This is a genomic window from Salinirubellus litoreus, from assembly GCF_037335815.1.
In the GTDB taxonomy this organism is placed as follows: domain Archaea; phylum Halobacteriota; class Halobacteria; order Halobacteriales; family Haloarculaceae; genus Salinirubellus; species Salinirubellus litoreus.
Genome location: NZ_CP147841.1, coordinates 3,200,008 through 3,214,107 on the forward strand (window position 1 = coordinate 3,200,008; position 14,100 = coordinate 3,214,107).

General features: G+C 68.9%; 12 protein-coding genes. 7 read left to right on the forward strand and 5 right to left on the reverse strand.

The annotated features are described in order from the left end of the window. Positions 1 to 46: 46 nt before the first annotated feature. The gene (locus WDJ58_RS15990) at positions 47 to 1,216 is read right to left on the reverse strand and encodes an enolase C-terminal domain-like protein (RefSeq protein ID WP_338914276.1); all 1,170 of its coding nucleotides are present in this window, start codon (positions 1,214 to 1,216) and stop codon (positions 47 to 49) included. A gap of 120 nt (positions 1,217 to 1,336) precedes the next feature. On the opposite strand from WDJ58_RS15990, the gene WDJ58_RS15995 reads away from it, so the two are divergent. The 6 genes from WDJ58_RS15995 to WDJ58_RS16020 all read left to right on the forward strand — a co-directional run bounded on the left by WDJ58_RS15995 (position 1,337) and on the right by WDJ58_RS16020 (position 8,204). Continuing rightward, positions 1,337 to 2,560: a mandelate racemase/muconate lactonizing enzyme family protein gene (locus WDJ58_RS15995; RefSeq protein WP_338914277.1), complete on the forward strand. Its 1,224-nt coding sequence runs from the start codon at positions 1,337 to 1,339 to the stop codon at positions 2,558 to 2,560. Between the two features lie 189 nt (positions 2,561 to 2,749). Further along, on the forward strand, positions 2,750 to 2,908 hold the full coding sequence (locus WDJ58_RS16000) for a hypothetical protein (RefSeq protein WP_338914278.1): 159 nt from the start codon (positions 2,750 to 2,752) through the stop codon (positions 2,906 to 2,908). 69 nt (positions 2,909 to 2,977) lie between these two features. Next, positions 2,978 to 4,108 carry a mandelate racemase/muconate lactonizing enzyme family protein gene (locus tag WDJ58_RS16005; protein ID WP_338914279.1) on the forward strand — a complete coding sequence of 377 codons (1,131 nt, stop codon included), beginning with the start codon at positions 2,978 to 2,980 and terminating at the stop codon, positions 4,106 to 4,108. Continuing rightward, a complete protein-coding gene (locus WDJ58_RS16010; RefSeq protein WP_338914280.1) occupies positions 4,105 to 5,619 on the forward strand; it encodes an alpha-N-arabinofuranosidase in 1,515 nt (504 codons plus the stop codon). The genes WDJ58_RS16005 and WDJ58_RS16010 overlap by 4 nt, the downstream gene beginning before the upstream one ends. Positions 5,620 to 5,668: 49 nt before the next feature. Continuing rightward, positions 5,669 to 6,508: a sugar phosphate isomerase/epimerase family protein gene (locus tag WDJ58_RS16015; RefSeq protein WP_338914282.1), complete on the forward strand. Its 840-nt coding sequence runs from the start codon at positions 5,669 to 5,671 to the stop codon at positions 6,506 to 6,508. A 97-nt stretch (positions 6,509 to 6,605) separates the two neighbouring features. Further along, positions 6,606 to 8,204: an N-acyl-D-amino-acid deacylase family protein gene (locus WDJ58_RS16020; RefSeq protein ID WP_338914283.1), complete on the forward strand. Its 1,599-nt coding sequence runs from the start codon at positions 6,606 to 6,608 to the stop codon at positions 8,202 to 8,204. A gap of 214 nt (positions 8,205 to 8,418) precedes the next feature. Here the strand turns inward: WDJ58_RS16020 and WDJ58_RS16025 are convergent, their stop codons facing one another. Then, complete coding sequence (locus tag WDJ58_RS16025; protein WP_338914284.1) at positions 8,419 to 9,354, reverse strand: carbohydrate ABC transporter permease; 936 nt, start codon at positions 9,352 to 9,354, stop codon at positions 8,419 to 8,421. 191 nt (positions 9,355 to 9,545) lie between these two features. Further along, the gene (locus WDJ58_RS16030) at positions 9,546 to 10,598 is read right to left on the reverse strand and encodes a zinc-dependent alcohol dehydrogenase family protein (protein ID WP_338914285.1); all 1,053 of its coding nucleotides are present in this window, start codon (positions 10,596 to 10,598) and stop codon (positions 9,546 to 9,548) included. A 121-nt stretch (positions 10,599 to 10,719) separates the two neighbouring features. On the opposite strand from WDJ58_RS16030, the gene WDJ58_RS16035 reads away from it, so the two are divergent. Next, positions 10,720 to 11,520, forward strand: coding sequence for an HpcH/HpaI aldolase family protein (locus WDJ58_RS16035; RefSeq protein ID WP_338914286.1), 801 nt, complete (start codon positions 10,720 to 10,722; stop codon positions 11,518 to 11,520). A gap of 28 nt (positions 11,521 to 11,548) precedes the next feature. Here the strand turns inward: WDJ58_RS16035 and WDJ58_RS16040 are convergent, their stop codons facing one another. Together WDJ58_RS16040 and WDJ58_RS16045 are read right to left on the reverse strand one after the other, a co-directional pair. After that, positions 11,549 to 12,598, reverse strand: a complete 1,050-nt coding sequence (locus WDJ58_RS16040; protein WP_338914287.1) for an NAD(P)-dependent oxidoreductase — start codon at positions 12,596 to 12,598, stop codon at positions 11,549 to 11,551. A gap of 138 nt (positions 12,599 to 12,736) precedes the next feature. Then, the gene (locus WDJ58_RS16045) at positions 12,737 to 13,957 is read right to left on the reverse strand and encodes a mandelate racemase/muconate lactonizing enzyme family protein (RefSeq protein ID WP_338914288.1); all 1,221 of its coding nucleotides are present in this window, start codon (positions 13,955 to 13,957) and stop codon (positions 12,737 to 12,739) included. Positions 13,958 to 14,100 lie beyond the last annotated feature (143 nt).

Consider the following 14,100-nt stretch of genomic DNA (forward strand, 5'->3'; position numbering starts at 1 on the left):
GCTTTCCGAGGCCCCGGGTGAAGCGCCAGGGCGGTCGAAGACGGAGCTACTCGTAGGTACGCCCGCCGACCGCGTTGTCCTCGATGTAGTCCCAGTCGTACTCGACGCCGAGACCGGGCCCGTCGGGGACGGGGAACGTCCCGTCGTCCTCGATGGCCTCCAGCCGGTCGGTGTAGTCCTCGTACACGGGGGGTTCGGCGTGGGGCGGACCAGAGGTGGGGCCGACCAGCCCGAGCTCGTAGTAGTTGGAGTTCCGGCTCGCGGCCATCAGGTGGCGGTGTGCGGGTCCGGGGAGGTGGTACTCGACGTCGAGGCCGAGCCCCTCGGCGATCCGGGCGATCTTGATCGCGCCCGTGATACCGCCGTCCCACTCCGGGTCGGCGCGGAGGAAGTCCGTCGCCTCCGCGGCGGCGAAGTCGGCGTGTGGTTCGAGGTCCCTGACGAGCTCGGTCAACAGCAGGGGCGTGTCGAGTGCCTCCCGGAGCTTCCGGTAGGCGTGCTGTGAGCTCCCGCCGCTGCCGATGGGGTCCTCGTACCAGTAGAACCCCTGCTCGTCGCAGGCCCGACCGACCCGGAGGGCGTCGGCGAACGTCTCGTACTGGCTGACCGGATCGAGCATCAGGTCCATCTCGTCGCCGACCCGTTCGCCCACCGCGCGAACGCCCTCGACCTCCCTACCTATGTCGCGGTCGTCGATCCCGCCGACGGGGTGCATCTTGAACGCCGGATACCCCAGATCCAGACACCGCTCGGCGAAGTCGGCGTACGCCTCGGGCGAGTCCAGCCCCGTCTCGCTGCCGAAGTAGCTCGACGCGTACGCTGGGAGCCGGGTACGGTAGGTTCCGAGGAGTTCGTGGATGGGGGCGTCGTGGTACTTCCCGGCGAAGTCCCAGAGCGCGATGTCGATCGGTCCGATGCCCATCCGGTCGTACTTCCGGAGCGCGCGCTTGAGTTCGCTCCAGTGGCGCTCACGATCCAGTGGGTCCTTCCCGACGAGGTAGTCCGCGACCATGTTCACCTGCGCGAACGCGGGCGGGTTCCCGCCCACGTACTCGCCGGCGATCCCCTCGTCCGTCTCGATACGGATGGCGTAGGTGGTCCGCTCGTGGGTGTTCCCCGGGAGGTAGACCATGTCGAACCCCTTCGGGTTGTTCCCGGCGTCCTCGACGGGGTAGGTGAACTCGACGGTCTCGATCCCGGTGATGGTGGGTGTCACACCCGTTCGTCCCCGGGGAGGGTCATGGTGGTTTGGGTGATCCGGCCACCCACAGGAGCGGACCCCGATCCGTCCGGGCGTGAGGTAGTTTTATCCGGCCCCCGGGGGGAAGGGGGCACGATGCGACTCAGTGACGTCTCCGCACACACGCTGTCCTCGCCGATCGACCCGCCCCAGGAACGCCACTTCCTCGGCGGTTCTCGTCGACTGCTCAAGCGCGACGCGATCTTGGTGGTCGTCGAGACGACCGACGGCGCGGTCGGGTACGCCCCCGCCGGCGCGTCGAGTTCGGCGATGCGGGAGTACTTCGACGACGCCTCCCACAGCGACTTCGCCGGCCTGGTCGAGGAGGAGGTCGCACCGCACGTCCTCGGCGAGGAGATCGAGACCGCCGCCGACCTCCACGCGCTGGTCGACGAGGCCGGGCTCCCCCCGTTCCTCGAATCCCAGGCCGCCGCACCCCTCGACGTCGCGTTCTACGACCTCCTCGGCAAGGAGCGGGGCGCGCCGGTGTACGACCTGCTGGCCGACGGCGGCGACGTGACGACCGAACTCCCCCTCTACGCGAGCGCCGGGATGTACATGGAGCCCGAGGGGTACGCCGAGCAGGCGAAGGCCATCCAGGATCGCGGGTTCGGCGGCTACAAGTACCGACCCGGGATCGGGATCGAGGAGGACCTGCGGACGCTCGAACTGATCCGGGAGGCCGTCGGCCCGGAGATGGACGTGATGATCGACGCCCACACGTGGTGGAAGCTCCGGGATCACTCCTACTCCTTCGAGGAGGTGGTCGACCTGGTGAACCGGATGGCCGAGTTCGACCCCTACTGGCTGGAGGAGCCGGTCGAGCCCGCCGACTACGACGCCTACACCCGCCTCGCCGAGGAGGTCGACGTGCCGCTGGCGGGCGGCGAGAGCGAGGAGACGCCCGCGGGGCTGGTCACGCTCGCCGAGACCGGTGCCGTCTCGTTCCTCCAGGGCGACGTCCGGCACCACCGCGGGTTCACGGGCTGCTGGGAGGCGGTCGAGGCCTGCGTCGGCCGCGACGTGACGTACGTCCCCCACCAGTTCGGCACACAGCTCGGGCTGGCGGCGAACGCCCACCTCACCGCGGCCGCCCCCGGGTCCGAGCTCCTCGAGTGTCCCGTCTTCGGCGACGACACCGCCGGGATGTACCCGTTCCCGCTGGCCGAGGAGATACTGGTCGACCCTCTCGACGTCTCGGACGGAACGCTGACGGTCCCCGACGGCCCGGGGCTCGGCGTCGAGGTCGACGTGGACGTCCTCGATCGCTACCCCCACATCGAGGGACCCTGGACGGAGTTCCACTACGACGAGGACTGATAGGGGTTATCGTGGCCGACCGGAGGATTTCGACCCGCCGACACGGGTCGAGGAGCGTGGCCTCGGGACGAGAAGGGGTGACCAACTACGGTAACCCCTAGAGCGGGTCGCACGGAACCCGCCCGCACTCACCCCTACAATGCATACTGTTATCACCCCACAATGCGAACACGAGAGGGGTATCCACCAATGGGACTGACCGACTCGCTCAGGCGCCTGATGGGCGGCGACAGCGACACGGAGGAGGGACCGCTCTACGAGTGCTCGACCTGCGGCCGACAGTACGAGGAGCAGCGGCGACTGTGTGTGGACTGTAACAGCCGCGTCCAGGAAGTGACCCCGGCCTAACCGACGGTCGGCGTCCCCGTCACCGTGTCGTGCACAATCACTTATCACCACCGGGGTGGGACGGGGGATATGCAGGTCCGTTCGGTAGCGGCGATACCACTCTCACACCCCCTAGAGGAGGGTCGGTCGTTCGGCCACGCGAGAGGGCTAGCGACTGCGCGTAGTGCGACGCTGGTCCGCGTCGAGACGGCGGACGGGACTGTCGGGTGGGGCGAGGCGCTCGCGCCGCCGCGGTCGGTGGCGACCGTCGTCGACGAGGTCGTCTGCCCGCACGTCGAGGGGCGGGACCCCCACGAGATCGAGACGCTCGCGGAGCGGCTCTACGCCGGCGCGTACCACGTCGCCCGCGGTGCGCTGACCCAGTGTGCGCTCTCGGCCGTCGACATCGCGCTATGGGATATCCTGGGGAAGGAGGCCGGCGAACCGATCTATCGACTGCTCGGGGGCGACGGGAGCCGGGAGATCGTCCCCTACGCCTCGACGGCGTACATCACCGAGTGGGGCGAGGACCCGGCCGAGTCGATCCGCGAGGCGGTCGACGAGGGGTTCGCCGCCGCGAAGCTCAAGATCGGCCGCTCGGTCGAGGACGACGTCGAGCGGGTCGCGGCGGCCCGGGAGGTCATGGGCGACGACGCGCGGATCATGGTCGACTGCAACGGGAACTACCGCCCGAAACAGGCGGTCCGCTCGGCGGAGGCGCTGGCCCCCTACGACCTGACGTGGTTCGAGGAGCCCATCCCGCCCGAGGACTTCGAGGGGTATCGCTACCTCCGTGAGCGCGTCGACGTCCCGATCGCGGCGGGAGAGGCCCACTACAGCCGCTTCGAGTTCGACCGGCTCCTCGACGTCGTCGACGTGGTCCAGCCGGACCTCTGTCGTGCGGGCGGGTTCTCCGAGTCGCGGGTGATCGCCAAGCTCGCCACGACGCGAAACGTCGCCGTCAGACCGCACGTCTGGAACGCCGGCGTCGGGGTCGCGGCGGCCCTCCAGTACGCCGCGAGTCTCCCCGCCTACCCGCACGTCGAGAACGAGCCCGGGCCGTTCCTGTTCGAGTTCGACCGCTCGCCCAACCCCCTGCGCGACGAGCTGCTCGAGGAGCCGTTCGACCCGACGGGTGGCACGCTGGAGGTCCCCAGCGAGCCTGGGCTCGGTGTGACCGTCGACGAGGACGCCGTCGAGCGCTACCGGGTGGAGCGATGACCGACACGATCCGCGTCCGGGCGGACGACCCCGTGGGGCGCATCGCCCCCGAGATCTACGGCCACTTCGCCGAACACCTCGGCCGCTGTATCTACGGCGGCCTCTGGGTCGGCGACGACGACCGCGTGGAGACCGAGGACGGCGTCCGGACGGACACGCTCTCGCTGCTCTCCGATCTCGAACTCCCCGTCCTCCGGTGGCCCGGCGGCTGCTTCGCCGACGACTACCACTGGGAGGACGGCGTCGGTCCCCGCGAGGAACGACCGCGCCGCCGGAGCCTCTGGTGGGCCCAGGGCCGCGAGGACGAGTGGGAGGAGTCGAACGCCTTCGGCACCGAGGAGTTCCTCCGCGTCTGCCGCGAGATCGGGGCCGAGCCCTACCTCGCGGGGAACGTCGGGAGCGGTTCTCCGGGGGAGCTGGTCGACTGGGCGGAGTACTGCAACCACGACGGCGACACGGAGCACGCGCGGATGCGTCGCGAGAACGGCCGCGAGGAGCCACACGACGTGCGCTGGTGGGGCGTCGGCAACGAGAACTGGGGCTGTGGCGGCCGGTACGACCCCGAGAGCTACGCGCTGGAGTACCGCCGATACGCGAACTACCTCCGGGCGTTCGAGCGCGTGCTCGGCGAGCGATGCCTGGAACTCGTCGCCTGCGGGGACAACGACCCCGACTGGAACCGGCGGTTCATGGAGACGCTCGGCGAGAGCGGGGCCATCGCCGAGATCGGCGGCTACGAACTGCTCGATCACCTCTCCGTCCACCGCTACTACGAGGCCGGCGACGCGGTCGACTTCGACGAGGAGGAGCACTTTCGACTACTCGCCCGCGCGGGCGAGGTCGGCCGGGACGTCGACCGCGCCGCACAGGTGATAGAGGAGTTCGTCCCGCCGGGGAGCGTCGGGGTCATCGTCGACGAGTGGGGCGTCTGGCACCCCGAGGCCGTCCCCGCGAACGGCCTCGAACAGACCGGGACGGTCCGCGACGCCCTCTCAGCGGCCGGCGTCCTCGACGACCTGAACGCCCGCGCGGACGTGGTGACGATGGCAAACCTCGCACAGACGATCAACGTCCTCCAGTGTCTCGTCCGGACGGACGAGACCGACGCCTGGCCGACGCCGACCTACCAGGTGTTCGACCTCTACCGGCCGCACATGGGGAGCGAAGCGCTCCGGACGGACGTCGAAACGGACGGGCGGGAGGTCGCGGTCGACGGGGATACCGAGGAGGTCACCCTGCTCAGCGCGTCCGCTTCCCGGAACGAGGTGGGCGTCTTCGTCACGCTGAGCAACCGGGCGCTCGACGCCCGCGAGGTCCGCATCGAACTGGAGACCGATCCCGGTACCGCGAGCGCGAGGGGCGCGTTCGACGGACAGGCACCCGAGAGTCACGCGACGGCCGAGGACGCGGAGGACTTCGCGCCCGTCGAGCGGTCGGTCGATCTCGACGGGGCGACCGCCGCGGTCGAGGTTCCCGCGGCCTCCGTCCTCGCCGTCGAGTTCGAGGGATAGTGGGGGCGGTCGGGGCCAGCTATATCAGCCCGGCCCGAGCGGGCGGGGTATGCAGTTCGCCACCTCGCAGGACGTCCTCGGCTGCGACAAGGTGACCGGGATCGAGCGCGCCGCGGAGCTCGGCTTCGACGGCGTCGAACTGGTCGTCCCCGACGGGATACACCGCGTGGACGAGGAATCGGGGATGGTGCTCGACCTCGACGGGATCGACGTCTACGAGGACGACCTCTGGACGCCCGAGGGCAGAGAGCGGGTGCAGGAGGCGGCCGAGAGGCACGAAATCGCCCTGCCCTCGGTCTGTCCGAGCTACCTCAACTGCCGCCCGGGACTGAAATCGAGCGACGAGGCCGAACGCGCGGCCGTCGCCGCCGACGTCGAAGGGTTGATCGAGGCCGCCGCCGACCTCGGGTCGACGGCGATCCTCGTCCCGTTCTTCTACGACGCCGAGATCGAGGACGAGGCCGACCGCGAGCGCGTGGTCGACGCCGTCCGCGACCTCGCCCCGGTCGCCGAGGACGCGGGCGTGACGCTCGCGCTGGAGACCAGCCTGCCCCCCGAGACGGACCGCGCGATGCTCGACGCCATCGACTCGCCCGCGGTCGGCGTGTACTACGATATCGGCAACTCGACGTGGTTCGGTTACGATCCCGCGAGGGAGTTCGACCTGATCGGCGAGTCGGTCGCCTCGATGCACGTGAAGGACTCCGTCGATAGCTCGGGGGACGCGATGCTCGGGGCTGGCGAGGTCGACTTCGAGGGGTTCGCCGTCGCGCTCGACGGGCTCGGATACGAGGGCTGGCTCGTCCTCGAGACCGTCCACCGCGGCGATCCGGTCGCCGACGCGGCGGCGAACCTCGAGTTCCTGCGCGAGGCCGTCGGGCGGCGCTGAACGGGCACGACGACGGCAGTGACCCATCCGACGATTGGCAGTCGAGCGGCCCACTCTCACCCCCTGCCTTTTTACCACACCGCGGATAGACGCGAGCATGACAGCCGACGTCCTTCTCCGGAACGCCCGCATCGTCGACGGGACGGGTGCCCCGTGGTTCCGCGGATCGGTCGCGCTCGTCGACGGGCGTATCGAGGCGGTCGAACGGGGGAGCGCCGCCGCCCCGGACGCGGCCGAGACGGTCGATCTCGACGGCTCCGTCCTGGCACCCGGGTTCGTCGACCTCCACGTCCACTCGGACCTCCGCCTGTTCGAGGAGTCGACGCTCCCGGCGAAGGTCCGCCAGGGGGTCACCACGGAGGTCCTCGGCCAGGACGGCTTCTCGATGGCACCGATCTACCGCGAGGGCGGCGCGACCGAGTGGGAGGAGCACCTCAGCGCCCTGAACGGGACGACCGGGCGCGAGTGGACCTGGGGATCGGTCGGCGACTACCTCGACGCCATCGAGGAGTCGGGGACCGCTCAGAACTTCGGGACGCTCGTCGGCCACGGGACGGTCCGCTTCGAGGTTCTCGGGCTGTCGGAACGCGCTCCGGACGAAAGCGAACTCGAGGCGATGGCCGACCTCGTGACCGAGGCACTCGACGAGGGAGCGCTCGGGTTTTCGACCGGACTCGTCTACCCGCCGCAGGTCAATTCGGATACCGAAGAGGTCCGGACGCTCGCGGAGCGACTGGGGCCGTACGGCCGGCCGTTCGTCGCCCACATCCGTAGCGAAGGGGCGGGGATCTGGGAGGCGCTCGACGAGTTCGCCGACGTGGGAGCCGAGGCGGGCGTGCCGGTCCACCTCTCGCACTACAAGCTCTCGGGGCACGCCCAGCACGGGAAGGCCGACCGCGCCAACGCCTTCATCGAGGCCTGCCGCGAGCGGGGGATCGACTTCACCGCCGAGCAGTACCCTTACACCGCGGGCAACACGGTCCTCTCGGCGGTTCTACCGCCGTGGGTCCACGCCGGGAGCCGAGAGGAGACGATGTCGCGACTCCGCGACGAGGGAGCCCGCGAGCGGATCAGACGCGACATCGAGGAGTGGCGCATCGACGGCTGGAACAACAACGCCGGGGCGATCGGCTGGGAGAACGTCGAGGTCACCGACGTCGCCGAGGGGCCCAACAAGGGCTACGAGGGGATGCGCGTGAGCGAGATCGCCGACGAGCGCGACGTCCACCCCGTCGACACGGTCTGTGACCTCCTCGTCGAGGAGGAGATGGCGGTCAACATGTTCGTCCACGCGATGAGCGAGGCGGACGTCCGGGCGATCATGGCGAACGAGCGGGTCGCCGTCGCTTCGGACGGACTGTTCGGTGGCCGGCCCCACCCCCGGGTGTACGGCACCTTCCCGCGGGTGCTCGGTCGGTACGTCCGCGAGGAGAACCTCCTCACCCTGGAGGAGGCGGTCAGGAAGATGACGTCGCTCCCCGCACGTATCGTGGGGCTGGAGTCGAAGGGGCTCGTCCGGGAGGGGATGGACGCCGACATGACCGTCTTCGACCCGCTGGTCGTCGGTAGCGACGCCGACTACGACGATCCGGCGCGGTACCCCCGTGGTATCGAGCACGTCCTCGTCGACGGCGAGTTCGTCATCCGGGACGGGTCGGTGACCGGCGAGACGCCCGGGACGGCGCTCAGAGCCTGAGCATCCGAAGTATTCCGGACCACCCTGTCCCGGTTCCGGCACCGCACGTGAACTGGTTACCGGGCCCCGCGCGGCGTTTGTCCTCCGGCCGGGACGGGAGACATCCCTCGACGATGACCACGAGCCGACGGCGACGTCCGCACGATCGGATCCCTCGGTCACGTGATGGACTGTCCAACCGGCGTCACTGGATGTCGGGCGGATCCGATCCACGTCACCCGGTGTCGATAAACCGTCGGACGTAGACGGCCGTCACGACCACCGTGATGGCCGCGAGCGACGCGGAGACGGCCGCTCCCCGTCCGAAGTCGAGGTAGAGGATACCGACCTCGTAGACGTAGAGCGCGATCGTCCGGGTCCGGAAGATCGGGCCGCCGTCGGTCAGCACCCACACCGCGGAGAACGCCTGGAACGCGGACGCCCAGAGGAGCAGGACGACCGTGGCCACGTACGGCCGGAGCTGCGGGAGGGTGACGTGACGGAACATCTGACCCGTCGTGGCACCGTCTATCCTGGCCGCCTCGTACAGCCGGGTGGGGATGCCCTGCCGCCCGGCGAGGAACACGAGCAGCGCGAGCGGCATCCTGACCCACCCGTCGATGAAGGCCACGAGCGGGAGCGCCAGCCACCCGATCTGGAGATAGGCGATCGGCTCGGTCACGAGCCCGAGATCCATCAGCACCGCGTTCAGGAGCGCGGCCTCCTCGTCGGCGAGCACCGTACGCCACGTGAGGGCGGCGATGGACACCGGGACCGCCAGCGTGGCCGTGAGGCCGGCAAGGTAGGCCGCCCGGAGCCGACGACGACGGACGCGGTTGAGCAGTAGCGCGAAGAAGAGCCCGCCGGTGAACGACACCGAGAACGACCCCAGGCTGTAGAGGAGGGTCCGGCGCAGGCTCCCCCAGAAGTCACTGGACGTGAGCACCCGCCCGTAGTTGTACGCCGGGTCGATGCGGTGTTCGAGCCCGGGGACGGTCACCCACATCGACTGGTAGAGCATCCAGAGCAGGGGGTAGACGAACAGGGCGAGCAGTACGAGGAGGGGGATACCGAGCATGACCGCCACGGCGTGGTCGTCCCCGATCCGCCGCAGACGACGACGCAACCCGTCGTATCCCGTATCCACCTCCCGTCCGCCGTCCGAGCCCATCCGGTCGCATCGCCGGGGGCACGGTGTAAAGTGTTACCGTTCGATGAGGCGTTCTCCGGTACGTCGGGGGCGAACCGGACGCCTCCGGCGACCGCGGGGGCGTCGGGATTCATACGGGCGGTTGTAGTCTTTTACCGGTGATCGCCGATCCCGTCCGGGCGATCACCGGAAAGTCGTTACAACCGTCCGTATCAGTACTCGGTGATGACCTCGATCCCCTGGGTCTCGAAGTCGGTCATCGCCTCCAGACGGTCGTTGAGGTCGTCGAGGGAGACCCGCTTCGAGACGAGGTCGGCAGGATGAATACGGTCGTGCTCGACCATGCTGAATATCTCGTCGTAGCGGGTCGGCTGCATGCCGTAGGAGCCGATGAACTCGAGCTCCTTGCGGACCATCTCGTCGGTCGGCAGCGAGACGTGGCCGCCCTCCTCCTTCGTCGTGAGTCCGATCTGGACGTGCTGGCCGAAGTAGTCGAGCGAGGCGACCGAGTTCTGACACGTCTCGGCGATGCCGAGCGCGTCGACGGAGACGTCTGCCCCGCCGTCGGTGACGTCGCGCACCTCCTTGGGCACGTCCTCGACGTCGCGGGCGTTGACGGTCGCCACCGCGCCGAGGTCACGCGCCAGGTCGAGTTTCTCGTCGTCGAGGTCGACCGCGACGACGTTCCCGCCGAGCGCCGTCGCGACGTCGACCGCCGAGAGGCCGATGCCGCCACAGCCGTGGACGGCCACCCAGTCCCCGGCCGAGACGTCCGCGCGGTGGGCCAGGGCGTGAAAGGAGGTCATGAACCGGCAGCCTAGTCCAGCCATCTCGACCGGGTCGACCCCGTCGGGGAGCATGCTGAGGTTCACGTCGGCCCACGGCGAGTGGATCTCCTCGCCGAACGCCCCCGGGACGGACTCGTGGAACCCGAGCGACGGGCCGTTCTCGCAGACGTGGGTGTGGCCGTTGCGACAGCGCGAACAGCTCCCGTCCGCGATGCGGAAGGGGACGACCACCTCGTCGCCCTCCCGGAACTCCTCGACTTCCTCTCCCACTTCGATCACCGTGCCGGCCGGCTCGTGGCCCATAACCTGGCCGATGAGGTCCATCCCCTGGTAGTCGCCCTGCCAGCCGTGCCAGTCGCTCCGGCAGATGCCGCAGGTCTCGACGTCGACCACGACGCCGTGTTCGGCCGCGCTCGGGCGCTCCACGTCCGTGATGTCGAGCGGTTCGCCGTACTCCCGCAGGACTGCTGCGCGCATACCCTCGTCTCGGTAGTCCGTAACATAAACGGTGGGGGTGGGTGGCCCGGGTGGCGGCGTCGAGTGCCACCGGACCCTCCGTGGCGGAAGAGTTTAGTCGGGGCCTGACGGACCGCGGGCCGTGTCGAACACGAAACGGAACCGCCTCAGAGAGCGGATCGAGAGCGACGAGATCAGTATCGGGACGCGGATGCAGAACCAGTGGCCGGGACTCCTCGAGATACTCGGACAGACCGAGCGGTTCGACTACGTGGAGTTCCTCGCCGAGTACGCGCCGTACGACCTGCGTGACATGGAGAACATGGCGCGGGCGGCCGAACTGTCCGACCTGTCGATGATGATCAAGGTCGACGCCGAGTCGCGGGCGTTCACGGCCCAGCGCGCGATGGCCGCCGGCATCCAGAACATCCTCTTTGCCGACGTCCGGACCGTCGAGGACGCACTGGAGGCGGTCGCCGCCGTCCGGCCCGAACCGGAGTGGGACAACGGCGTCCGCTCCGACCGGCGAAACGGCTACGTCGGCGGCTACGCCTCGCCCGGCGAGGTCGTCGAGTGGTGCGAGGACGCCGTAATCGCGATCATGGTCGAGAAGGAGGAGACCGTCGAGAACCTGGAGGAGATCCTGGAGATCGGCGAGATCGACATGGTGCAGTTCGGCCCCGCGGACTACTCGCTCAGCATCGGCAAGCCCGGCGAGTACGACGCCCCCGAGGTCAAGGAGGCCGCACAGACGACCATCGACACCGCGCTCGACATGGGCGTGGCCCCGCGCGCCGAGATCAACCACCCCGAGGAGGCCGCCGACTACCTCGACCGGGGCGTGCGGGACTTCAACCTCAGCACGGACACCCGCGTCATCAACAACTGGTACAACGAGCACGTCGGTCGGCTCGAAGAGGAGGTCTCGGACTTCTCGCGCTGAGCTGAACTCGCGGTTCCGGTTCCCCCGATTAGCCCCGGAACGAAGGGGAGTAGCTCTCCTCGGGGAGTGCCTCGCCGGTGACCGTCTCGTAGGCCGGCGGGTTCAGCACGTTGATCGGCGACTCTCCGTTCTTGAGGTTCACTATCGACTCGGCCATGAGTTCGTGCATGTGCCTGACGGCGTCGTGGGTGACACCCGCGACGTGGGGCGTGAGGTGGATGTCCTCGATGTCGAGTAGCGGGTTCCCCTCGACGTCGGGTTCGCCCTCGAAGACGTCGATTGCGGCCCCCCGGATCTCGCCCGCCTCCAGGGCCGCCGCCAGTTCCTCGTCCGGGTAGATGCCCCCGCGGGAGGTGTTGACGAGGTACGCCGAGTCCTGCATCCGCTCGAAGTCCTCCGTACCGAGCATGTGGTGGGTCTCGCTCGTCAGGGGGACGTGTATCGTGACGATATCCGAGGTCTCGAGCAAGGTGTCGAGGTCGACCTTCTCGACGCCGAGCTCCGCGACCCGCCCCTCGGACATGTAGGGGTCGTACACCTGCGCCTCGAGCCCGTCGGCCCGGAACGCCGAGAGGTTCGAGAGCACCTTCCCGCCGATGAGGCCCATCCCGACGAATCCGAGGGTAGCGCTCTGGAGTTCGAACCCGTAGTTCTCGGGGACGCGCCCCTCCCAGCCGTTCGTCCTGAGTTCGTGCTCCAGCCGGGGGAAGTTGTGGGCACAGGAGATGATCATCCCGGTCGCCGCCTGGGCGGCCGAGGCCGTCGGTCCCTGGGGCGCGTGGGTCGCGATGACGCCGTGTTCGGTCATGGCGTCGAGGTCGAAGTTGTCGTAGCCCGCACCCGAGCGGGTGGCGATCTTCAGCGACTCGACCCCCTCGAGCGACGCACCGTTCAGGGTGTGGGCGTACGAGACGTACGCGTCGGCCCCTTCGAGATCCTCGGGCGTGAGTTCCGGCCCGCGATCGCGCGCGAGGTAGGATATCTCGACGTCGGGGTCCTCGTACAGGGGTTCGAGGCCCTCGATGACCTCCTCTCCGGGCTTGCGTCGATCGTACTCGACGGTGACGTGGAACGTCATGGTGCTGTGGTGGGGACTCCCAAAGCGCCTACAAACGGTTTTCGGTTCTCGACCACGGCGGCGGGTTTCCGACCCCGTGAACGGACCCGCGGGGGTGAACGCCTCGACGTTTTCGTCTCCTCCGCCGACCGAACCCGTCTACCCGAACATCGTGCCGGGGTCGTGGAGGTGCTCGCGCGCCACGTCGTCGTCGAGGTCGATCCCGAGCCCGGGCGTCTCGGGCACCTCGATGTAGCCGTCCTCGATGAGCGGGTCGTCGTGGTCGTGGAGGTCGTCCCACCAGTCGACGTCGCGGGCGTGGTACTCTAGCACGTCGAAGTTGGGGACCGACGCGCCGAGATGGACGCAGGCCATCGTCCCGATGGGGCCACAGACGTTGTGCGGCGAGAAGGCGATGTAGTTCTCCTCGGCGCGGTTGGCGATGGCCCGCGACTCGGCGAGCCCGCCGCACGTGGTCGGGTCGGGGGTGACGATGTCGACCCCGAACTCGTAGAGGAGGTCCTTGAACTCGTGGACGCGGAAGCGGTTCTCGCCGGTCGCGATCGGAACCTCGGACGCGCGGGTCACCTCGCGCTGGGCCTCCATGTTCTCCGGCGGGACGGGGTCCTCGAGCCACATGAGGTCGTACGGCTCGAGCTTCCGGCAGACCCGCTTGGCGCTGTCGAGCGTGTAGTCCCAGTGGATGTCGAACGCGAGGTCGATGTCGTAGCCGATGGCGTCCCGGATGGCCTCGACGGTCTCGCGCTTGCGCTCGATGGCCCCGTTCGACACCCGCCCGTTGTACGGGTCGGGGTGGTTGTCGAACGGCTGGTCGAGGTCGAACTTGAGTGCGGTGAAGCCCTCGTCGACGACCTCCTCGGCGGCCTCGGCGTACGCCTCGACCGCGTAGGCGTCGTCGCTCGCGGGGGAGTGGTAGCCGTGTTCGAGCGCGAACGCCTCGCCGGCATGACAGTCACAGTAGATGCGGACCTCGTCGCGGTACTTCCCCCCGAGGAGCTGGTAGACGGGCAGGCCGAGTATCTTGCCCGCGACGTCCCAGAGGGCGATCTCGATGCCGGAGGCGGCGGTGACGACCTTTCCGGTCGTCCCGCTGTGGCCCGAGGTCTCCTGGACCATCCGGCGGAACAGCCGCTCGACGTCGAGCGGGTTCTCGCCGATGAGGAACCGCTTCATGTACTCCATGATATCGGTGACACCCCCGCCCCGGTAGGACTCGCCGACGCCGACGACGCCAGCGTCCGTGTGGACGCGGACGAGGTTCCACTCGAAGTTGCCCTTGATCACGCAGGTCTCGATGTCCGTAATCTCCACGTCGCGGCCCTCGCCGCGGTTGGTCGCGTGGTTGGAATAGTCTCTCATCGCGGTATGGTAGTCGTTTACGGGGGGTGTTGTATGCGTTTGGGTTCGGGTGTCGAGGGGGGAGGGGGAGCGGAAATACGGGTAGGAGTGAGCGCTCACGCCCCGGTCCTCCCCGGACGAACACGACCAGGGACCGAAGCCGG